Annotated in this window: 13 protein-coding genes; 1 reads left to right on the top strand and 12 read right to left on the bottom strand. The window is 55.6% G+C overall.

Annotated features, from left to right (window positions below; all coding sequences use genetic code 11):
- Positions 1-4: 4 nt before the first annotated feature.
- The 9 genes from D3A97_RS14130 to D3A97_RS14090 all read right to left on the bottom strand — a co-directional run bounded on the left by D3A97_RS14130 (position 5) and on the right by D3A97_RS14090 (position 16420).
- Complete coding sequence (locus tag D3A97_RS14130; protein WP_198673994.1) at positions 5-3334, bottom strand: TonB-dependent receptor; 3330 nt, start codon at positions 3332-3334, stop codon at positions 5-7.
- Between the two features lie 257 nt (positions 3335-3591).
- Complete coding sequence (locus D3A97_RS14125; RefSeq protein WP_119079130.1) at positions 3592-4761, bottom strand: FecR family protein; 1170 nt, start codon at positions 4759-4761, stop codon at positions 3592-3594.
- A 73-nt stretch (positions 4762-4834) separates the two neighbouring features.
- Positions 4835-5425 carry an RNA polymerase sigma factor gene (locus D3A97_RS14120; RefSeq protein ID WP_157986538.1) on the bottom strand — a complete coding sequence of 197 codons (591 nt, stop codon included), beginning with the start codon at positions 5423-5425 and terminating at the stop codon, positions 4835-4837.
- 95 nt (positions 5426-5520) lie between these two features.
- Positions 5521-6603, bottom strand: coding sequence for an amidohydrolase family protein (locus D3A97_RS14115; RefSeq protein WP_119079128.1), 1083 nt, complete (start codon positions 6601-6603; stop codon positions 5521-5523).
- 73 nt (positions 6604-6676) lie between these two features.
- Entirely contained in the window at positions 6677-8905 is a 2229-nt protein-coding gene (locus D3A97_RS14110; RefSeq protein WP_119079127.1) for a S41 family peptidase, read from the bottom strand.
- Positions 8906-8942: 37 nt separating this feature from the next.
- Positions 8943-11357 carry an outer membrane beta-barrel family protein gene (locus tag D3A97_RS14105; protein ID WP_198673993.1) on the bottom strand — a complete coding sequence of 805 codons (2415 nt, stop codon included), beginning with the start codon at positions 11355-11357 and terminating at the stop codon, positions 8943-8945.
- A gap of 331 nt (positions 11358-11688) precedes the next feature.
- Entirely contained in the window at positions 11689-14019 is a 2331-nt protein-coding gene (locus D3A97_RS25040) for a beta-1,2-mannosidase (RefSeq protein ID WP_198673992.1), read from the bottom strand.
- 148 nt (positions 14020-14167) lie between these two features.
- Positions 14168-15529, bottom strand: a complete 1362-nt coding sequence (locus tag D3A97_RS14095; RefSeq protein ID WP_119079125.1) for an acyl-CoA dehydrogenase family protein — start codon at positions 15527-15529, stop codon at positions 14168-14170.
- A gap of 57 nt (positions 15530-15586) precedes the next feature.
- On the bottom strand, positions 15587-16420 hold the full coding sequence (locus D3A97_RS14090; RefSeq protein ID WP_119079124.1) for an SMP-30/gluconolactonase/LRE family protein: 834 nt from the start codon (positions 16418-16420) through the stop codon (positions 15587-15589).
- Positions 16421-16575: 155 nt separating this feature from the next.
- Here D3A97_RS14090 and D3A97_RS14085 point away from each other — a divergent pair, with 155 nt between their 5' ends.
- Positions 16576-18090, top strand: coding sequence for a PQQ-dependent sugar dehydrogenase (locus tag D3A97_RS14085; protein WP_119079123.1), 1515 nt, complete (start codon positions 16576-16578; stop codon positions 18088-18090).
- 109 nt (positions 18091-18199) lie between these two features.
- Here the strand turns inward: D3A97_RS14085 and D3A97_RS14080 are convergent, their stop codons facing one another.
- From D3A97_RS14080 to D3A97_RS14070, 3 genes are read right to left on the bottom strand one after another with little or no spacing between them, the layout of a single operon-like run.
- A complete protein-coding gene (locus tag D3A97_RS14080) occupies positions 18200-19771 on the bottom strand; it encodes an SLC5 family protein (RefSeq protein ID WP_119079122.1) in 1572 nt (523 codons plus the stop codon).
- The gene (locus D3A97_RS14075) at positions 19768-21123 is read right to left on the bottom strand and encodes a hypothetical protein (RefSeq protein WP_119079121.1); all 1356 of its coding nucleotides are present in this window, start codon (positions 21121-21123) and stop codon (positions 19768-19770) included. Before D3A97_RS14075 ends, D3A97_RS14080 begins: the two co-directional genes overlap by 4 nt.
- A gap of 9 nt (positions 21124-21132) precedes the next feature.
- Positions 21133-21864, bottom strand: coding sequence for an SDR family NAD(P)-dependent oxidoreductase (locus D3A97_RS14070; protein ID WP_119079120.1), 732 nt, complete (start codon positions 21862-21864; stop codon positions 21133-21135).
- Between the last annotated feature and the right edge of the window lie 30 nt (positions 21865-21894).

Here is a 21894-nt window from a genome sequence, read left to right as displayed (position 1 = left end):
GGTTTTAGAATTTAACAGATGCGCCCACCAGGTACGTAACGGTAATAGGATAACCCAGGGCATTCTGCTCAGGGTCCCAGCCTTTCGGGAACTTGTGAACGGAGAGCAGGTCTGTAGCAGTAGCGTATAAACGTATACCCTGCACCTTGGCCCTCTGCACCAGGCTCTTGGGCAGGTTGTAGGCCAGGTTGATGTTCTTGAGGCGGAAGTACCCCCCGTTGATCAGCCAGTAGTCAGACAGCAGATAGTTGCTGCCGGCGGATGTATTGCTGTACCGGGGGTACCGCACCTGCAGGTTCTGTTCCGGCGTATTGTATTTGCTCCAGCTGTTGCCGTCTATGATCACGGGGAAGCCGCCGTAGTTTTCCATCAGCGGGCGCACAATGTCTGCAGACAGGCGGGAGTTTTGTTTGCCTACGCCCTGCAGCACCACGCCCAGGCTCCAGTTTTTGTAACCGGCCTGCAGGGTAGCGCCGTACATATAGCGGGGCAGCGAGCCGCCCAGCAATACGCGGTCATACTCCGGTGAAATTTTACCGTCCGGCACACCGTTGGGGCCGCTGATATCGCGGTAACGCACATCGCCCGGCCGCACATTGGCGTTGTTCTTGGGGTATTTGTCCACGTCTTCCTGCGTCTGGAAAAGCCCGTCTGAAATGTAACCGTACCATTCATTAAATTCACTGCCCTGTTTCTTGATCTGGTCTCCCAGGAACTCCGTACCGCCCAGGTCTCCCATGCGGGAGCGGAAGTCAGAGAGGTTGGCAGACACGCTGTAGCTGAAATCATTCACCTTGTCGCTCCAGCTTACCATAAACTCCCAGCCTGTGGTGAACATTTTACCCGTGTTCTGGTCAGGATTGTCGAAGCCGATAAAATCCGGGATCTCCAGCGGCAACAGCATATCACTGGTGGTCTTTTTGAAATAGTCACCGGTAAACCGCAGGCGGTTGTCCAGCACGTTCAGGTCAATACCGATGTCTGTGGAAGCCGTTGTTTCCCAGGAAATATCGCGGATCACATATTGCCATTGCGCGGCTGACTGGGCAGACACCACGGTGTTGCCCTGGTAGAACAGGGAGTTGTTCTCAAAGTTAAGAATGGCCTGGTAGGGGTAGTTGCCGATGCGTTCGTTGCCCAGCGTGCCCCAGGAGGCGCGTACCTTGAAGAAAGACATCCACGGCGCCAGCCTTTTCATAAACTGCTCTTCTGATACTACCCAGCCGGCGGACACAGAGGGGAAAGCTCCCCAGCGGTACCCCCGGGCAAAGCGGGAAGAAGCGTCGTACCGGACGTTGGCCTGCAGCAGGTATTTATCCCGGTAGTTGTACATTACCCGCCCAAACCAGGAGCGGTAAGCGTTCTCGCTGGCGGCGCCGCTATTGTCCCTGAACTCCAGCGGCCCCAGGTTGAGGTAGGGGTAAGATGTGAGCACATACTGCCCGCGGTAGGCGCTCAGGCTCTCGTTGAATGCCTTGAAGTACTCATAACCGCCCAGCAGGTTGATGTTATGGCCACCCAGCTGTTTGGTATAGTTGGCCAGGAACTGGACGGTGTACCGGTAACTGTCATTGCGCTCTTCGTTCAGTTTGGTTTCCGGCGCGTCCTGGATGTAGCCGGCGGGAGAATTGGGATTGCTCCAGCTGGTATATTCTATCTTGCGTTTAAAGGTTTTTGTTTTGTTGAAGTTCAGGAAAGGAGATACCACGCCGGAGAGCTTCAGCCCTTCAATGGGCGTAAAATCCAGTCCCAGTTTACCGCCCAGCTGGTTATACCATTCCTTGCTGAAACCGCCGTGCTTCATTTGGGCGTAGATATTGGCGCCGTCCTTCCCCGCGCCAATGCGCCCGTCTGACCATTCGGCGGCGTACAGCGGCGGCATAATGCTCATTTTATAGAACGGCACTACTACCGGCTGGTCTATGTTGGTACGCCGGAAGTTCAGGTCTACGCTGGAGGTGAGGTATTTGTTGATGGTGATATCGTTGTTCATGCGGACGGTGAGGCGCTTGTAGGTACGGCCTTCATACAACGCGCCCAGGTCATCGTACCCGAAAGATACCTTGGAACGTACGTTCTTGCCGGCCGCGTTGATGCCCAGTATGTGGCTTTGACGCGGGGCGTAGCTTTTCAGCATCAGTCCGCGCCAGTCTGTATTCGGGTATTCATCTGGGTTTTCTGCATGGAGCTGAAAATAATTATCTACCGTGGCCTTCGGGTAGGTAGGGTACTCGTTGGCATTGTTGCCGTTATCATTCCAGCGCAGCTCGTTGGTGAGCTGCATGTACCGTACCACATCCACATAGTCTGGCAGTTTGGTGGCCTTTTCAATACCGTATTCATAAGAGTAGTCCATGCTCAGCTGGTTGCCCGTGGCACGTTTGGACGTTACTACAATAACGCCGGCCGCTGCCCGGGAACCGTAGATGGAAGCGGAGGCCGCATCTTTCAATACGGAGATGCTTTCCACATCATTCGGGTTGATGGAGTTAATATCATCAATAGGTACGCCGTCCAGGATAATGAGCGGGTTGGCCTCACCAATGGTGGTAATGCCCCTGATGCGGATATTGGCGGTAGCACCCGGCGCGCTGCTGCTGCGGGTTACCATTACGCCCGGCATGGCGCCCTGCAGGGCGGTGGATATCTGTGCCGTTTTACGTTCGGTAATGGCCTCTCCCTGTACGGCAGATACCGCGCCGGTGAGGTCCGCCTTTTTCATGGAGCCGTACCCCACTACTACCACGCCTTCCAGCGCGGTATCAAGCGCTTTGGTCAGTTTCACCTGCAGGTTCTTCTGCCCGTTGAGAACAACGCTGTATTTTTCAAAACCGATATAGGTAAATACCAGCGTGGCGTTATCGTCAATATTGCTGAGTTTGAACTCACCCTTTTCATCGGTGGTGGTACCCCTGGTAGTGCCCTGCACCATAATGGTAACGCCGGGCAGGGGGTCTCCGGTATCGTCCGTTACCTTACCGGTGATCACTACCGGTGGCGGCGGGAAAAACACCAGGTCGGGTATTTTCCTGACGTTAAGCGTTTGCTTGCGGATGGCAATGGTTTTGTCTGTAATGGAATAGGTAAGCCCCTGCCCTTCCAGCGCGGCGGAAAGCAGCGCATCTATAGACGCGTGCTGCATGGATATGGTAACCGGCCGGGCAGCCTTTACCAGTTGGTTATCGTAAAATACCACATAACCGGTCTGCTTCCTGATGGCCGAAAAGATCGTTTTGAGTTTCACATTTTTCCCGGTAAAGCTCACTGTCTGAGAGTACACTGCAGCGCTTGCATTGAGCATAGCCAGCATAATTAGCACTAATGTTAACTTCATCGCTAACAACATTTTGGTTGAGTGTCGCGGATGGAATTTGTGGTAAACAGCACCTGCGGATGATACAGGCAGCGGAATAGCGGCAGCTGTCCGCTTGCAAAGAGCGATAAATTTAAATTGCATACATTTGCATTGTTTGGTTGAATGAATAGGCAGTTCTAGCCGATTGTTTTTGTTCGTTCCCTGCCAAACGTCCGCCAGAGATGTTCGCAGCATTTCTGGCTTTTTTTTGACCGGGCTGTTATTGATCAGTTTTTCTATTTCAGTACCGTGATGTTCCTTCCTTCAATTTTGAACCTCACATTGTTCTCTTCCAGTATCTTCAATACTTTGGTGAGTGGCAGGGAGCGCTGCATGCCGCCGCCGAAGCTCCTTTCCGGCACCCATCCGTCTTCATAGGTAACGGTAATATCGTACCAGTTTGCCAGCTGCCGCATTACGCTGGCCATGTCCGCATCATTAAACTGGAAGTAACCGTTCTTCCAGGCCATCACTTCGTCCAGGTCTACATTGTCCGCCACGCTCATACGGCCGGCGCTGGTTACCCGGGCCTGCTGGCCGGGGTCAAGCACCGTACGCTCATAACGGGTGCTTATTTTCACGGCGCCTTCCAGCAGGGTGGTCCTCACGGCCTCTTCCTCCTGGTACGCGTTGATATTAAAATGCGTGCCCAGCACTTCTACCGTAGTGTTGCCGGCGGTAACGCGGAAGGGTTTGGCGGGGTTATGCGCCACCTCAAAGTACACTTCGCCTGTTACCTTTACCGCCCTTTCGCTGCTTGCAAAAGCTACCGGAAAGGTGATGGAAGAGGCGGCATTGAGCCATACCAGGGTACCGTCTGGCAGGGTGAGGCGGTACTCCCCGCCCCTTGGCGTACGCATGGTATTGAACTCGTTCACATTCCCGAAACTGTTATGGCCCTGGTAGCTCAGCTGGCCGTTGGCGGTTTTCACCACATTTATATTACCCTGCCGCGCCAGCACGCCATTGGCCGCGCTATCCAGCGTAATGACCGTACCATCTCCCAATGTGAGCACGGCTTTGTTGCCGCCCGCCGGCACCTCGTTGCGGTAGCGGGGCAGCTCCGCTACGGGGCTGACTGCGTCTTTCCCCCTGAGGAGATAACCGGCGCCGGCCAGCAGCAGCATTACCGCGGCGGCCGCGGCGGGCCACCAGCGTTGCAGGCGGCGCAGCGGCGCGGCAACGGGTTTTTCCTGCACAAAAACGGCAGACAATATCCTGCCAGACATGTCTTCCGGCATGGACACATCCGGCTGATAGCCGCTCCAGGCCTCTTCCAGCAGTTCCTTCAAAGCGCTGTCATTACCCGCTGTATCTATCCAGCGGGCCAGTTCCTTTTGCTCATCTTCCGTACAGGTACCGTTGAAATACCTGTTTACCAGGTATTGTAAGCGTTCTCTCAACATGGTGAGTGATTTATCTTCCTGCTAAATAGACAAGCGGGAAAGAAGAGATACCTAGTTTTCCGTAAAAAAAATTTCAGGGCAGGAAAAGCAGCGCTATCAGCAGCAGGCTGCAGGTTTCGGGCGATACGCTCATTTGCCGGCGCAACTGGCGCAGGGCCTCTATCATATGGTTATTGACGGTAGAAGGGGATATTTTGAGGAAAGCGGCAATTTCCTCGTGCTTCAGCCCCTGCTCCCGGCTGAGGGTGAATACCAGCTTTTGCTTGGGCGTCAGCGTGTTGAGGGCGGAAAGCAGGTTGTTTTGCACCTCCTTGCTGGACAATTGCTCTTCCGCATCGGCAGCAGCAACAGGCTGTGCCTTCCGCAGCTCTTCGAGGATGAGCGTTTCCTTTGCCATTCTTTTGAGGGAGTTGATCACCCGGTTCTGGGCCATGCGGTATACGTACCCGCCAAACTGTTCGATATGAACAAGGTTTTGCCGGTCTTTCCAGAGCTTGAGGAACACATCCTGGATCACGTCTTCCGCTGTTTCAGGCGAGCCGGTGGCACGGAGCAAAAAACCGTACAGCTTGTGGCGGTATATCCTGAACAGGGAGGCGAACGCGGCTTCATCTCCTTCTGCGGAACAGCATATCAGCTCTTTTTCATTGTTAGCAGACTCCATGGAAGAACAGGAATAGTGGAATTTCAATACATAACGTAGACCACATTAAAATTAGCAAATTACTTTGAAATCCAAATCCCTTTTTCCCCAACGGGCTACTCGAAGAGGCTTTTATCTATATGGGGTATGATTTTCAGTGCATTTTTATAATATACCTTCTTCAGGATATCATCCGGCAGGTCCATGCCGTACATGCGCCAGAAGGCATGGTATTTTTTATGGTAGGGGAAATATTCGTCTGCCGTTTCCAGCACGCGGAAGTAGGTAGCGTACTCGTCAGGCTGCCAGGAGTCTTTGCCAAACAGTATCCTGTCCTGGTACTTCTCAAAGAACTGCCGCGCCATTTTGGGCTGCCGGCCCAGTTCCGCAATAACGGCCCCGAACTCCACGTACATGTTCGGCATCTGGTCCATCAGCCGGCCGAGGTGGCCGAGGTTGTTGGCATACCAGCCAAAGTGGGCATTGATGAAGATGGTGCGGGGATGTTTTTTGAACATGCGGTGCTCTTCGTCTATGATCTGCTGCCAGGGAACGGGATTGGCATCTCCGCGTTTACGGCCGGGGTGGGTTTTCAGCTCCAGCCAGCGTTCGTTGGTATTATCTTCCGGGCCCCAGAAAGGCTGGGGGTCTGCCGCGTGTATGAGCACGGGTATTTTCAGCTCCCCGCATTTGGCCCAGATGGCATCCAGCCGCGGATCATCTATAGGCACCCGTTTGCCGGCATTGTCTCTCACGCTGAGGCCCAGGTTTTTGAACACCTTCAGGCCGTTGGCGCCGTTCTTCACATCTTCCGCCAGCCGCTGCGCGGCCTTTTCCGTCCAGCCCGGCTCCCCTATGCCGTTAAAATCAACGTTGGCGAACACGATGAAACGTTTGGGCGCATGGGTCTTAATATTGTCCGTCATGTTCTTCAGGCCCTGCCCGTTGCCCCCGCTGAGGTTCACCATCACTTTCATGTTGAGGGCGTCCATGTCTTTGAGCACACCGTTCAGGTTGCCATTGCCCAGGCCGCGCTGGTGGTTGTGTACGTCTATAAAAGGGAATTTCGCTTTTTTCAGCGGGTGCCCGGGCACTACCAGGGTAGATACGGGATCATACTTTTCAAAGTCCATCACCTGGGCTTTCAGCAAGGCTGCGCATAGCAGCAGCGGGCATACAAGGATATACGGTTTCAGCATACTTAAAGCTAAAAAAATATCCGGTACTTTTTGGGGGCAAGTGATGAGTGGCGTGGCGGGATATTGCGATCCATTAATGTTGCTTGATGGAACTTGCGTTATTGATGATGCCTGCCGCTTTTTCGAGCAGCTCATCCCTGCCCTCCCTGAAACCCTTGATGGTCGGGTACATGGTAATATCAGGGGTAAGTCCGGTACGCTGGGTTTCACGGCCGTCCGGATAATATACGCCCAGGCTGGTGATCCATGTTTTGATATTGCCGGGCAGCATCACTTCCACCACATCTCCATCCGCCCCGGCAGTAGGACTGCCCAGCGTTGTCACGTTCGGCGCCTGCTGAATGGCCATAATGGTGTATTCTGCGCGGCTTTGGGTTACTTCGTTCATCAGCACCACTATTTGCCCTTTGTAATAGTCCGCGCCCTGCTTGCCGGTTGGCGGGGAAGCCACCATTGTGAACAGGCCCGGCGTACCGGTACTGCCATGCGTCAATTTGACGAACGTTGCGGGCTCCTTCATCAGGTACTCTCCGAGTACATAGGGGATATAGTCACGGGGGTAGCACCGCATGTCTATCACCATGCCTTTGGTATGCTGAAAGGCTTTCATCATGTCAGGTATTTGCTGGGCGCGCAGCGTACCCGGGTAAACGTACCCTATCTCCGGCGAGAGGAACTTCCAGGCGGTGTCTTGCACGGGCTGCCGGTAGGCATACCGCTCCGCCGCAGACAACGCCGGTACGGCGGCCTGCTTTTTTACACCATTACGCTCAAACTCCAGCAGCAGCAGCGAGTCGTTACCGCGGAGCAGCAGGGAGGCGGCGTTGCGGAGGAAGGTATGCGGGTTGGAAGCGGCCACGTATGGCTTCAGGCGCTCCAGCGCCTTTTTCACCGGCTCCCGGTTAATACCGAGCAATATATCTCCTTTCCGGATGGCCAGTGAGTCCCGGTGTACCGCCGTCACCACCGCTTTTCCTTCCATAAACCTGATCTCCAACGGCGCAAACCTGTTACCCAAAAATTCATTGACGCCCTCGTTCCTGCCCAGCAATATGGCATGGCAATCCTGCATGCTGGCGGTCAGCTGCAATAATGCCACCTGATAAGCGGTTTGCCCCTGCGCAGCGGCAAACACCGGTATCATGGCGTGCAGCACGGTATCCCAGCTTTCATCCATATGCTTGCGGTAAGGGGAAAAATATTGCACAATGTTCCAGTAGCGGAAAAGGGACAGCAGGCGGTAACCTGCATCGGGGGATGACTGCTGCCAATAATCCTTTTCATTGACAAACACCGGCTTGAGCCCATTCAGCTTCACATAGTGCTGCTGAACGGGCCGGGCCGAATTTTTTATTTCGTTTAGCTGGCCGCTTAATACGGCGCCCAGCTCCCCGCTGTCTGTAATCCAGTCCAGGTCAGGCAATAACCTGGCAAAGCCGGGGTAAGGCTTTGCCGCCACCTGCTCTACCTTACCCAGGGCGGCTATCCATTTGCTGATATGCGCATTCCGTTCCGCTGCTGTTTTGTTGCCCAGCACGGCCGGCATGATGCGGAACAATTCATAATCCCAGTTATCTTCCCCTTTCGTAACGGCCGGGTGATGGTATTTCACGAAGCCCCAGATCTTGCAGAGCAGCGCCAGGTCTTTTACCTGTGCGGGCCGGGGTTGTGTGAGCGTAATTTTTGATCCTTTGTTGAACTCATTCCCTTTCGTTACCACATCCGCGGGATTGATCTTTGCACGCGGCGCCAGGGCAACGTCTTTTCCGTCTGCCAGCAGCTCCAGCTGGTCTATCCACGCCCTGCCGGAACCGCTGTATATAGCGCCGGCATAAATTGTAACGCCATCCGGCGGCAACGGCAGCGTAATGCTGTACTTCGTCCAGCCGGCGGTACCCCGCGGGGCTTCGCGGTGCATGTTATCGAACTGCAGTGAATTGCCCGCAGCATCATCGATGCGCAGCAGCAGCCCGGCGTAGCCGCCCGTTACATTTTCCATTTTTACATACCCTGTCAGTGTTACCTCCCTGCCGGTAAAAGTGACCGGCACGGTACCTACCGGGCTAAAAAAACCGCCAAAGGGCTTGTTGGCAACAGGCTCCATCAGCAGGGAATACCGTCCTTCAAATTTTTCAGAAGTATCTGCGCGGAAGGTGTAGTGATGGCCCCAGGTTTTCCAGCCTTCCGGCAGGCTGGTATCCGTTCTCATATGCTCAAAGCTGCCATCGAAAACGGATACGGTTTTTTGGGAACAGGCAATAGCAGCCCATAGCATGGGGATAAGGAACAGGAGGTTACGCATATCCCTAAAAACGCAAACGGCCGTTTTTTAGTATCCGTCAGTTCCCCGCCCTGCGCGATTCATCCGCGGACCCGGTTTGGCGCTCCCTGGCCCCTTCTATCTTGTTATTGCCAAAACGGTAACTGAAGGATACGTTCACAGTACGGTTCTGCCAGCGGTTGTTGACGTACAGGAACACATCCCCGTACTCCGCCTGGCCCCTGAAGCGGTTAGACGCAAATATATCGTTCACGTTCACCTTGATGGTACCTTTCTTTTTCAGTATCTGCTTCTGGGCGCCGGCGCTTACGCCCCACATCCACCGGCCGCGGAAAATGCCGTACACGTTGGGAGACTCGAACCAGCCGCTCAGCTCCAGCTTGTAATCTTTCGGCAGGGTGAAGGTGTTGGTGGAGTTGAAGTTGCTGGTAAACTGCTCGTTGTTGAACGCCAGCGCGGAATCCCTGATGCGGTACTGGTTGTAATACAAAGACACGTTGTTATTGGAGTTCCACCACTTTACCGGGTCAAACGGAAGCGTAAGATTGAGGGAGTACATGATCTGTTCCCCAATGTTCTTATTGGTGCTGATGGTTACCTTCGTTTCGTTATCCACAATCAGGAACTCATTGATCACGTCCGTACTTCTGCTGTAGCCCAGCACGGCAATATACTTCTGTTTGAACATGTACGTCAGCTCCGTATTCTGCGTATAGGCGGGCGTGAGGAAAGAGTTCCCCCTGAAATACGTGAACTTGTCCAGGAAAAACATAAAGGGGTTCAGTTGCCCGTAACCCGGGCGGTTGATCCGGCGGCTGAAGGCGAGACCCAGTTTGTGGTTGTCTGAAAACTTGTGGTCTATGGAAACGTTCGGGAAATAATCCAGGTACGTTCTTTTGATGCGGCTTTTCAGGGAAATGGAGTGACCGTCTGACATGGTCTGCTCAAGCCGCAGCCCCAGCACAAAGTCTGTATTCCTGATCTGCTTTCTATAGGTCAGGTAAGCCGCCAGTACATTTTCCTTGTACACGAACTGGTCGTATTGCGAGGCCACCGGAATAAACGCCCCGTTTTCCAGCGAGTCAAAACGCATGTTGTTCTCTGTGCTGACAAAACTGGTTTTGGCCCCGGCCTCTATTTTGGACGTTTTGTCCAGTACGCGTACCAGGTCTGCCTTGATGCTTTTGATGGAAATGTTCGTGTACGGCAACGTGCGGATGCCGCTGCGTTTCATGGTGACGCCGCTGTGCGCGTTCACCATACTGTCTGCCAGGAAGGAGTTCATACGGTTGTAGAACTTTGCGTAGTCCGCGTCCATGGTCAATTCAGAACCGCTGGTATCTATCTTCCACTTGTAGTTGAGGTTATAGGAAATATTGCGGAAACGGTTGTTCCCCTGCAGCCCGGTGTACAGGATGGAGTCCGTAACGCCGCCCTGGTTGGCCACCTGCGTGGCGCTGGGGGCATTGCGCCAGAAGGCATTGGTATAACCGGTGACCATAATGCCTACGGTGTGTTTGGGCGTGATAAAATAATCGAAGCCGGTTTTCATGGACCGGTTCAGGAAACGGCTGGTCTGGTACACATCCTGCTGAAACTGCAGCGGTGTGGCGCCGCCTGTTTTCCTGATCAGCAGGCGGGTATTGAAACCGTTCCATTCGCCCGCGTTCAGGTTGGCGAACCAGTTGAACTTTTTGGTGCGCCAGTTGAGGCTGGCGCCGCCGTTCCCGAACACGTATTTACCCGCGCCTATGCTGGCATTGATGCTGCCGTTAAAGCCGGTAACCTGCCCTTTTTTGGTTTTGATGTTAATGATACCGGACGTGCCGGCGGCATCATACTTGGCGCCGGGGCTGGTAATGATCTCGATCTGCGCTACAGATTCGGCCGTCATGCTTTTCAACAGTTCCGCCAGCGCTTCGTTGGAGAGGTAAGTGAGCTTGCCGTCTATCATGACCGTAACACCCTGCTTGCCCTTCAATATCAGGTTATCATCTTTATCTACCGTTACCCCTGGCGCCCGGCGCAACAGGTCCAGCACAGTGTTGCCCGCCGCGGTCACACTGCTTTCCACGTTCAGGATCGTTTTGCCTTCCGCTCTTTCAACGTACGGTTTTTGCGCGGTCACTTCCACGCCTTTCAGGTTTTTGGGTGCGGCGGGCAGGGCTAGCGGAGAAAGGTTCACGGTCTTACCGGCATCCGTTAACCGGAATGCGGCACTGCGCTGCGTGGTATACCCCATTTGGGACGCCTCTATATAATATTGACCCGTCTTCATTTTTTCAAACAGGCATTTGCCTTCCTCATCACTCATCTGGCCTTTTACCAAAGCTGAATCTGCCGTGGCGCGTACGGCCACGCTGGCATATGGGAGGGGCTTGCCGGACGCATCTGTTATCCTGATGGCTATCCTGCCTGTTTGCGCTTCCTGGGCTAACAATTTGAGGGATGCCGCAAACAACAATACACTCAATAAGACAAGTTTATTCATATAGCAAGGCTTGAATGTATACCGGCTTTTGGGGCAATAGACCGCCGGCATATTAAAGCTAGGTTATTCCTTTTGTTCGCCCCTATTCAATAAAGACGGCCGGTTAAAAAAAAGGTTGCAGGGCGCAGGTTAAATATTGAAGGCAAAACGGTTATCCGGTTAAAAATCGATTTAGCCGGTCACATGAAAAGATGAAGGTGCCTGCCGCGGCAGGTGGTGTTGCGCGGGCGGTTTACAAAAAGGCATGCGCATCCTTACTCCTGTAATATTATTTTCAGGAGTAAAGATGTGCATCGCAAAAAGGCGGTAAAGATTATTTCACATACTGGTCTGCCAGCCGGACGTACTGTTGCCAGTCGTACCAGGTAATGTCATGCTTGCCGGTGCGGAGGTGGTAATGAACAATTTCCCCTACGGGGCTGTCTGGCCCGGGCATGGACACTGATTTGAGGCCTTTGAAGCCATAGAGGCCGTATACGGCGCTGGCATATTGGGCGGACAGAAATTCCCCCTTCGGGTCAGCCCAAGGGTCTTCCGTAGCGCTGGCCACATACAGCGGGCGGGGCGCCGCCAGCGCCAGCAGCATATGCTGGTCTGTGGGCATGGCGTCAGGGCGGCCGTTGTAGGTTTTATACCTGGCAATGAACCAGTGGGGGAACGAGGTGTTGATCCTTTCAATGGTTTCTCCGAACCAGCGGCGGCTCAGGGCTGCGCCGCCCTCCCCGGAGTTGTTGGAAACGACCATGGCAAAACGCTGGTCATTAGCGGCGGCCCAGAGCGCGGCCTTGCCCAGGCGGGAGTGGCCGGTCACAATGATGCCGTTGCGTTTGATAGCCGGGTCTGCCTGCAGGCAATCCGCCATTCTGCAAAGCCCCCAGGCCCATGCCCCTATGGCGCCCCAACTGGCGGCCGGCGTGCGCAGGCTTTCCTGCAGGGTGGTGCGGATGCCGGTTTTCCAGCCGTCCGCATGGTCTGGCTCCAGGTCTCCATAATAAGCGGTAGCCAGCGCATAACCCTTGTCTATTATTTTTTCAGCTTCCCATCGGCTGGCCTGCTCCCCGCGGGCGGAGGGCTTTGACATCCAGCTGCGGGTCATGGCAATGGCCGTATCTGCGTTCACGCTATGGTTGGCTTTGAAGTTCAGGCCTATAAAAACAGGTACCGGCCCGGTGGCGCTGCGGGGAACGTAGAGCAGCATATCCATAAACGGCGCCTGGTTGCCGGCGCCGAAAAATATCCTGATCTGCCGGGCAATGGCGCGGCCGCCCAGCGCGGCCGGGTCTACAGACAGCGTGCTGTAATGCATGCCGGCCGGGGCGCCGGGAAAGGCGCCGTACACATGTTCCCGGAAAAGCTGCAGCACTTCCTGCCGCCGGCCGTTCTCCCATGCCGCGCGGCTGCTCACCCTGCTGCCGCTGGCGGGTTGCAATACGTCCGGCAACCGGTAGCGGCCTGCCCTGGATTCATCATAATTGAACGGCTCTTTCTCTTTCCGCTCCTGCGGCGGCGGAATAGGGTCTGCCGCTGTTCTTGCGGCAGGATCATATACTGCTACGGCTACCCGGGAGTCTGCGCAGCCGTAATACAGGAACCACTTCTTTTTGAAGTATACCAGGCCTTCTATGAATACCGTGCCATCTCTGTACTGCCCGCTTTTCTCGAACGGTTCCATGGGCCGCAGGAAAGGCTCATCCAGCCGGGCAATGGGCCTGGTGGGGTCTTGCCGGTCAAACAACACCTGGCCGGCGCAGTAGGCATTGCCGTTGAAGCGGCGGTCTCCTCCCTCTCCGGGTTTGTTTTTGCCGTTGTACAGCAGCAGGATGCCTTTGTCTGTCATCACTGCGGGCGGGCCGCACTCTGTGAGGTCACTGTCAAAAAAACCGCGGCGGGGCGTGATGAAAGGTTTCAGGCCGCCGGTATCATTCAGTACTGGCTGCCAGTTCCGAAGGTCGTCAGATACGGCCCCGAACACGCTTTCTTCTCCCCAATACATAAAATACCGGCCGTTCACCTTGGTGATCACCTGCCGGCCGTTCTCTATTTTGGTAACAATGGAAGCGGACTTGCTCCACTTGTTGAGGAATTTTCCGCCGTAGGCCTTTGCGAACACGGGGCCATGCTTTTGCCAGCGCACCAGGTCTTTGGAAGTGGCCACGCCAATGCGCGCTACATCCCGGTTCCACTGGGTGTAGAACATCACATAGGTGCCATCCGGGGTAACGGCCACCCGGGGGTCTTCACAACCGCCGGGGTATTCATAGGCCCGCTGGCTGTCATTGCCGGGGTAGAGCACCGGCTTTTTGTTCCGGGTAAAATGCAGGCCGTCCGTGCTTTCCGCATACCCTATGCGGGAAGTGCGCTTGCCAATGCCAATGCCTGACTTGTCTTCCGCGCGGTACAGCACCACCACTTTATTATTTTTGACCGCGGCGGCGGGGTTGAACGTATCATTAGACTCCCATGCCACATTGGCCTGCTGCATGGGGCAATAGAAATAGCTGGTACTGTCCGGCAGCAACACCGGGTTGAGGCCCGCGGGCCTGACAAAGCCGCCCAAAGCCCAGCCCGGCAACTGGTGTTGCGGGAACGCGGCAACGGAACATAATAAGAGGTATGCAATGAAAATGAAACGTGGAGCTTTCATGCGTGGATACTGATGTGGTGAATGAATATACTGTAAATGTAAAGTTTCCCCGCGGAAAACAAAAGCGAAGGGGCAGGTCATTTCCTTTTACCTGTACAATTGAAAAAGGCCGCGCGTGGCGGCCTTTCCGGAATAACTTTTTAGCATCTTACACAAATGCGCTGAAGCCTGTAATGGCCCTGCCTACAATGAGGGAATTGATCTCCTTGGTGCCTTCGTAAGAATAGATGGCTTCCGCATCGGCTACAAAACGCGCCACATTGTGGTCCAGCAAAATGCCGTTGCCGCCCATCACTTCGCGCGATTTGCTCACAATGTCACGCGTGCGCAGGCTGCAGAACACTTTGGCCAGGGAGGCGTGCTCGTCTTTCAGCAAACCCTGGTCTTGCAGCTCGGAAAGCCGGTATACCATAGACTGCATGGCGGTGAGGTTAGACAACATTTCCACCAGGTGGTTCTGTATCAATTGAAAGGCCGCAATGGGCTTGCCGAACTGCTTGCGTTTGCGGGTATAGTCCAGCGCGTTCTCATACGCGCCACGGGCGCAGCCTACGGCCATCCATGCCACGCCGGCGCGGGTCATCTGCAGCACCCTGGCGGTGTCTTTAAATGAGTTGGCATGTTCAAGGCGGTCACTTTCCGGCACCACGCAATCTTTCATGGTAATGAGGCCGTTCTGTACGATCCGCAGCGCCATCTTGCCTTTTATTTTTTCCACTTCAAAGCCCGGCGTGTCTTTCCGCACCAGGAAACCTTTCACTTCCCCATCGTCCAGGTCTCTGGCCCATATGATGGTAACGTCCGCAAAGGGTGCGTTGCCGATCCATTTTTTCTGGCCGTTGAGCACCCAGCCGCCTGCTGTTCGTTTGGCCGTGGTAGTGAGGCCGCCGGCCGCGCCGGAACCTACCTCCGGCTCTGTGAGCCCAAAGGCCCCGATCTTGCTGAACGTATGCATTTGCGGCAGCCATTCTTCCTTTTGCGCTTCAGAGCCGCACATATAAATGGAGCCCATGGCCAGGCCGCTCTGCACACCAAAGAAAGTAGCAATGGAACTGTCTACCCGCGCTATTTCCATGGCAATAATGCCTTCCATGAGAAACGGCAGGCCGGGGCAGCCATAGCCTTTATACGTTACGCCGCAAAGGCCCAGTTCCGCAAATTTGGGTACCAGCTCAAAGGGAAATTCATCGCGCAGCCAGTAGTGGTTCACAATGGGCTGCACTTCGCGCTCCATAAACTCGCGCACTTTCAATTGTATGGCACGCTCTTCTTCACTCAGGCGCAGGTGCAGCTCGTAGAAGTCCCCATTGATCTGCGGCAGCTCTTTCTTTTTTCCGCCGCCGCTGTTCAGCATTTTCATCAGGCCTTTCAGCTGGTTGTCATCCAGTTTGGAAAAGCCGTCCATCACTTTCTGGAGATCTACTTTTTCAGACAGTTTGCCGAGTTTGTCAAAATCTATTGTTTTCAGCAACTGTATTGCGCCCTTGATTTTTGAGAATGTTCCTGCCATATCATATCAATTGTTGAATACCAAATTTATCGAAAAAAGCGATGGGAACCTGACTTATTACAGCAAACAAACGTGCGGCAACACGCCCTTCACGCCGGGAACGGCCGTGTACAGGTGGCCGCCGCCGTCTCCCGCGGCCGTGGTGATCACCAGCTGGTCAAGCGCTTCACCGCCAAAGGCGCAGGCCGTAACGTTGGGTACGGGCAGTGCAATGAAGTCCGTCATTTTTCCGGTGTGCGGGTCCCAGCGGCCAACGCCGGCGCCGCCGTACAGGGCAATCCACAACATGCCGGCAGCGTCAATGGCCATACCGTCAGGCAGGCCGAGGTGCGGCGGAATCGTAATCACCGTTTGCCGCTGGCTGATGCGGCCGTTGTGACAGGTATAACGCCATACTTCGCGCGTGGCGCTGTCTGTAAAATAAAAAAAACGGTTGTCTGCCGTCCAGGCCATGCCGTTGGAAATGGCCAGTCCCGTTTCCTGTACGCTGCATTGCCCGCCCGCTTCCACGCAATACAGGCTGCCGGCGCCCTGGTGGCCCTGCATGGGCATGGTGCCTATCCAGAGGCGGCCCTGGTGGTCTGCCCGCCCGTCGTTACAACGGATGGTATCCCATGCCATGTTGAACGTGGTGATCCACTCCAGCGCGCGCGTTGCAAGATGGTACCGCGCTACGCCGCCCTGCAGGCCGAGTATCACTTCCGCTCCCCTGCCCGGCACTACCGCAGATACTCTTTGTTCAAATGCGTATTGGTGTACCTGGCCGCGCATATCCCTTTCGTACAGGGCCTTCCCTTCAATATCCACCCAGAAAAAACTGTTCCTCCCGGCATGCCACAAAGGACTTTCTCCCAGCTGACAGCCGGCTTCATACCATAATTTCCCGTCCATCGTTTAAAAAATTTATAGCTCAAATATCTATATTTCCAGCAGAATATGTATATCTTCGGTAACGTACCCGGAAAACATGTAACTGTATCCGCCAAATCAGTATCGCTGCAGGTTATACGGGATGCATCCACGAAAACAGCCAACATCTGGAAAAAATGAAACGAATCGCTGTACCGCTACTCCTCGTATTATGCGTGGCCATAGCCGCCATTTTTTATTTTTTACGGCCGAAGGGCCGCCAGCTGCCGGTAGAGGCTACGCTGATGCTGAAATCAAGCTCGCTGGGCATCACCACTGTTGCCACCGGGCTGCATGTACCCTGGGAAATATGCTGGGGGCCGGACAACCAGATCTGGTTCACGGAACAGCGCGGTACTATCAGCAAAATAGACCCGGTTACGGGCAAAAAGAAGCTGCTGCTGCTGGAACCTGAAGTATACCTCAAACGCACCCTTGGCATCCTGGGCATGGCCATTCACCCAACAGCGCCTTTTGTGTTCGTTGATTATACAACGCGCAGGCCGGATTCTTCTGTAATATCCAGGCTGGTGCGTTACACCTACACGGCAGATACGCTGAAAGACCCGCTGGTGATGCTGGAAGTACCGGGCGCCACGGGCCACAACGGCTCCAGGGTGGCCATTTCGCCAGACGGGAAAGTGATCTGGTCTACCGGCGACGCCACGCGCGGCGCCAATGCGCCAGACACGGCATCTCCCAACGGCAAGGTGCTGCGGCTCAATATTGACGGTTCCATTCCGGCAGACAATCCATACCCCGGCAACCCCTTATGGTCTCGCGGGCACCGCAACATACAGGGCCTTGCGTATACGGACAAGGGGCATCTGTTTGCTTCCGAACACGGCGATGCCATGGACGATGAAGTGAACTACATCCGGAAAGGGGGCTTCTATGGCTGGCCGGGTATTGAAGGGTACGCAGACCGCGATGATGAAAAGCGCTACGCGGACACTTTCCCTTTCATTCATCCCGCCAAAGCCTGGACGCCCACTATTGCGCCCGCCGGCATTACATATTATCATGCCGCCGCTATACCGGAATGGCAGAACACGCTGTTGCTGGGCACGCTCAAAACAGCCAGCCTGCGCGTGCTGCAGCTGAACGCCGCGCAAGATTCCATTATCGGGGAAACTACCTACCTGACCGGTATATACGGCCGCCTGCGCGCCATCTGCGTATCGCCCGCCGGGGATGTGTACATGGCTACCAGCAACCGGGACTGGAACCCCGGCAAAGGTTTCCCCATTGCGGAAGATGACCGCATCCTGCGCCTCTCCCCTATTGCCAGAACCGCCGACCCGGTGAAACCATTAGGCCCTGATACGCTGACCGTAAGCCTTTCCAAAGGGCAGGCGCTTTATAAAAGCTACTGCGAAGCCTGCCACAAGGCAGACGGCAAAGGCGTGGAAGGCTCCTTCCCCGCGCTTGACGGGAACAAGATCGTGAACGGCAAACCGCAGGCGCTGGTGGCCGTTATCCTGAAAGGCAAAAGCGGCACGCTGAAATCAGGTGAACAAATGCCCGCGTTCAGCTTTCTCAGTGATGCGGACGTGACCTCCATCACCAACTATATCAGGAATAGCTGGGGCAACCAGGTGTATGAAATATCTTTTGAAGATGTAGAACGGTTCAGAAAGAAAATAAAATAGCATAACAACAATGGTTTAAAACAAACAGCGCGGAGGAATTTTCCTTCGCGCTGTTTGTTTATACTGGAAGCGTTTTCTGTCAAAACCGGCGTACCGGCAATGCGCCACCTTATGCATAACGGATGTAGAAGAAGAGCACCACGGCCGTAATGATGGCCCACCAAACAGCGGGGTTGCGGATGCCGCGCTGGTATTGGCGCTGATCTTCCGGCAGGGACAGGCTGCCCCTGTTCCAGATCAACCCTTCCAGCTCCGCGGCCGGCCTGGGTTTGGTGGCCAGGCTTACCAGCACGCATACGATCATGCAGGCCCAGAACACAATGCCTGTTCTGTTAAAGAACGGCATGGCGGGGAACAATATTTCCATGGCAACAGACAGCGGAATGGTGAGTATGCCCGCCGCCAGCGCGCCGGCATGCGTAGTGCGCTTCCATAAGATGCCCAGCAGGAACATGGCCGCAATACCGGGCGTAAACAGCCCGTAAGCGTTCATGAGGTACAAAAAGATCGGTTTGTTGGAATGCGTGAGAAAAAGGCCTGTACACAAGATACCGATCACGATAATGACGGCCCCGGCTATTCTGCCAAAACGTACCGCCTGCGCTTCCGTGGCTTTTTTCCTGAAATAAGGCAGGTAAATATCTACCGTGAGAATGGTAGTGCAGGAGTTGATGGCGCCGGAAAGGTGAGACATTACCGCCGCTATCAGCCCCGCCATCACCAGCCCCACCAGCCCTGAAGGCAGCAGCTTTTCCACCAGCGTGGGAAACAGCAGGTCTGGCTTTTCCAGGTCAGGAAAAAGTTTGGGCGCTACCAGCGCGGGTACGGTAATGATAATGGGCACCAGGAACTTGAGGTAATCCCCGAACACCACGCCCATGCGCGCATGCCATTCGTTTTTGGCGGCCAGCACCCGTTGTACAATGAACTGGTTGGTGGCGCAGTAAAAAACACTGATGCACAGTACGCCGCCAAGGTACATGGTCCAGGGAAAATCCGGATCGTTGGCGGGGAGTATGAGGTCCCAGTCTTTGGAGGTTTCCAGCACGGCGCCAATGCCGCCGGCGGCGGTAACGGTGGCTATGGTGAGCGCTATGCCGCCCATCACCAGCACCACCAGCTGCAGCATTTCCGTCCAGATCACGGCGCGCAGCCCGCCGGCAATGGTGTATACACCGGTGAGCACGGCCAGTATCACCACGCTCGTCATCACGGAAATGCCCAGCAGCGAGTGCAGCGAAAGTGCGCCCAGGTAGAGCACGGCGCTTATTTCCACCAGTATGTAGGTGAGCAGTATGAGCGTGGCGTAGGTAGTTCTGGCCGCGGTGCCGTACCTTTTTTCCAGGAACTCCGGCACGGTGTAGAACCCGTTGCGGATGTAAAAGGGAAGGAAGATCCAGAGCAGGGCGTTGAAGCCCATGAGAATAGCGCCCCACTCCATGGCAATGGCCACAAACCCGCGGCTGTACGCTACGCCCATGGCCCCCACCAGGTGGTGGCTGCTGATGTTGGCCGCAATAATGCTGCCGCCTATCATCCACCAGGGCAGCTTGTCTCCCGCCAGAAAATAGTCCCGCTTGGTTTGCTGGCCTTTGCGGGAGGCATAAATGCCGAGGGCTATTACACCCAATATGTAAATGCCGAAGATAGCTGCGTCCAGTGCGGTAAGGTCCAGGTTCATGCGGTAGTCATCAATCGTTGCGAAATAGCTTGTGCGGTCCCGGTCAGTATTTCCAGGGCGCCCTGTTTAAACGGCGTTTGCCACACAGCATAACTGTGATGATTATACGATTCGGCGGGCGGCAGGTAACCGGCGTAGCCGTTCACAATGTTCATCACGGCCACGGCAAAAGGCGCGCAGCTTTCCCGGAGGGTTTGCTGGAAGATGGAATACGTTTCATTGGGCTGGCCCAGCAGCAGGCTGTTGCCCAGGCGCCACACCCAGAGCGGCATGGCGGCCTCCGCTCCGTCTCCCACCGTTTTGCGGATGCCCCGCTGCCGCCAGAGCCTTTCTTTCAGCACATGATCTTCACAGGCGGCCCAGGCCCGCTCTATTTCTTCCAGCGGGGGCAGGTCTTTCAGCGGCAGGCTGACCAGGGCCATCTCCGCCTGCAAGGTGGTAGCGGCGGCAAAGGGCTTTTTTTCCCAGATGCCCAGCGGCGCGCCGGATGCTACGATGCCGGTAAAGGCCAGCTCCTGCCCGGCGGGCAGCATGCCTTCCAGTACAGACAGTACGGAAAAAGCCAGCTGCCTGCCGTGAGCGTCTGCCAGCGCGGTGTCTCCGCTGTATTGTTCACGCGGCGAAAGATCTCCCGAAGCGCCTTGCAGAAACAGGCAGGGTGCGCTGGTTGCGGCTTCCACCACTTCGCGCATGGCGCCAACATAGTCCGGGGACAGCAGTTTGTTGTTCCACGCCAGGGTGGTGGGATGGCAGGCGTAATTCACAATGGTGCCCAGGATGCCGTACCGGCCGGTGATGCGGCCTACCAGCAAGGTCTGGTCTGCCGGTGTATTGGGGTTGAAGGCTACCACGTAGCGGTCTTCATGCGGCAGGTCCCGGTTCACCGCCAGGTCGCATTGCCCGTATTGCCAGGTAAGCGTAGCGGGCGCGGCGCCGGCGAGCGCTTCGCGCACCGCGGCAATGGCGCTCTCCCGCACCTGCCGCAGGTAAGGCTGAATGAGGTGGCCGCCGGGTTTGTGCGCATCCTCGCTGAAGGTGCTGGGGCCGGCGTGCGTATGCGTGAGGCAGCACATCAGCCGCGCCGCGTCCAGGCCGGTGGCCTGCAATATCCCTTGCCGCAGCTGCCGTTCATCTTCCGCGCTCTTCCACCAGCCCAGGTCCGCGGATATCAGCACCAGCGGCGCGGCGGCGGCGTCTGTCTGAAAAGTGATGCAGGTAAGGGTAAGCGGCAGGTGAACGCCTTCCGCCGTTTCATGCGTGGCGGCGCCCCAGTTGCGGGCAAATATGCCCACAGGCGGTGTAATATCTTTACGGGCAATGCCTGCTAACCCGGAAAAGGAAGGAGAACGCATAGTCAGATTTTAAAGGGACAAACCGCCGTCCATCAACAAGGTACTGCCGGTCATGTGTTTGTTTTGCGGGCTGCAGAGCCATACCAGCTGCTGCGCAATTTCTTCCGGCGTGATCAGCGCGCGCACGGGCGTTTTCTGCCGGGCCTCTTCCCGCAGCGCGGGAGCCTGCTCCCATACCTTGCGGCTTACGCCGGCGTCTACATAACCCGGCGCCAGTTCGTTCACCATAATGCCATGCGGCGCCAGCTCCAGCGCCATGGTTTTGCACAGCATGCGCATGCCCGCTTTGGATACGGCGTAGGCCGGTATCTGCGCATGCACTTTTTCTGCCGCCCAGCTGCCTACAAACACCACGCTGCCGGTTTGTTTCCGTTCCAGCATGCGGGCGGTAGCGGCGCGGGCGAGATAAAAAGCGCCGTCCAGGTTCACCCGCAATTCATTGGCCCATTGCTCCGGCGTAATGGTATAGAGACCGGCCACCGTTACCGTGGCCGCATTGGCAATCACCATATCAACCGGGCCAAGGGCCGCTTCCGCCGCGGCCACCCAGGCTGTTACCGCGGCCGCATCGGCCACGTCTACCCGGGTATAATGAACACCGGCAGGCAGGTTTGCCGCCGCGGGCGGCAACACGTCACCCACCGCCACGGCCGCGCCCTCCTGCAAAAAGGCGGCTACCGCGGCGCGGCCAATATCTCCCAGCCCGCCGCTGATGAGCAGCGTTTTTCCTTTGAACTTCATACAATTCGTTTTACTTCAAACCGCGGCATC

The organism is Chitinophaga alhagiae, assembly GCF_003568665.1.
GTDB classification, from domain to species: Bacteria; Bacteroidota; Bacteroidia; order Chitinophagales; family Chitinophagaceae; genus Chitinophaga; species Chitinophaga alhagiae.
Note: the sequence above shows the minus strand (reverse complement) of the source record. Positions and strands in the feature narration are given on the sequence as shown.

Excerpts from the sequence above, each read along its gene's own strand:
- D3A97_RS14110 (WP_119079127.1), bottom strand. The coding sequence starts at position 8,905 with ATGCGTAACCTCCTGTTCCTTATCCCCATGCTATGGGCTGCTATTGCC.
- D3A97_RS14130 (WP_198673994.1), bottom strand. The coding sequence starts at position 3,334 with ATGAAGTTAACATTAGTGCTAATTATGCTGGCTATGCTCAATGCAAGC.
- D3A97_RS14115 (WP_119079128.1), bottom strand. The coding sequence starts at position 6,603 with ATGCTGAAACCGTATATCCTTGTATGCCCGCTGCTGCTATGCGCAGCC.
- D3A97_RS14070 (WP_119079120.1), bottom strand. The coding sequence starts at position 21,864 with ATGAAGTTCAAAGGAAAAACGCTGCTCATCAGCGGCGGGCTGGGAGAT.
- D3A97_RS14120 (WP_157986538.1), bottom strand. The coding sequence starts at position 5,425 with ATGGAGTCTGCTAACAATGAAAAAGAGCTGATATGCTGTTCCGCAGAA.
- D3A97_RS14125 (WP_119079130.1), bottom strand. The coding sequence starts at position 4,761 with ATGTTGAGAGAACGCTTACAATACCTGGTAAACAGGTATTTCAACGGT.
- D3A97_RS14090 (WP_119079124.1), bottom strand. The coding sequence starts at position 16,420 with ATGGACGGGAAATTATGGTATGAAGCCGGCTGTCAGCTGGGAGAAAGT.
- D3A97_RS14095 (WP_119079125.1), bottom strand. The coding sequence starts at position 15,529 with ATGGCAGGAACATTCTCAAAAATCAAGGGCGCAATACAGTTGCTGAAA.
- D3A97_RS25040 (WP_198673992.1), bottom strand. The coding sequence starts at position 14,019 with ATGAAAGCTCCACGTTTCATTTTCATTGCATACCTCTTATTATGTTCC.
- D3A97_RS14085 (WP_119079123.1), top strand. The coding sequence starts at position 16,576 with ATGAAACGAATCGCTGTACCGCTACTCCTCGTATTATGCGTGGCCATA.
- D3A97_RS14080 (WP_119079122.1), bottom strand. The coding sequence starts at position 19,771 with ATGAACCTGGACCTTACCGCACTGGACGCAGCTATCTTCGGCATTTAC.
- D3A97_RS14075 (WP_119079121.1), bottom strand. The coding sequence starts at position 21,123 with ATGCGTTCTCCTTCCTTTTCCGGGTTAGCAGGCATTGCCCGTAAAGAT.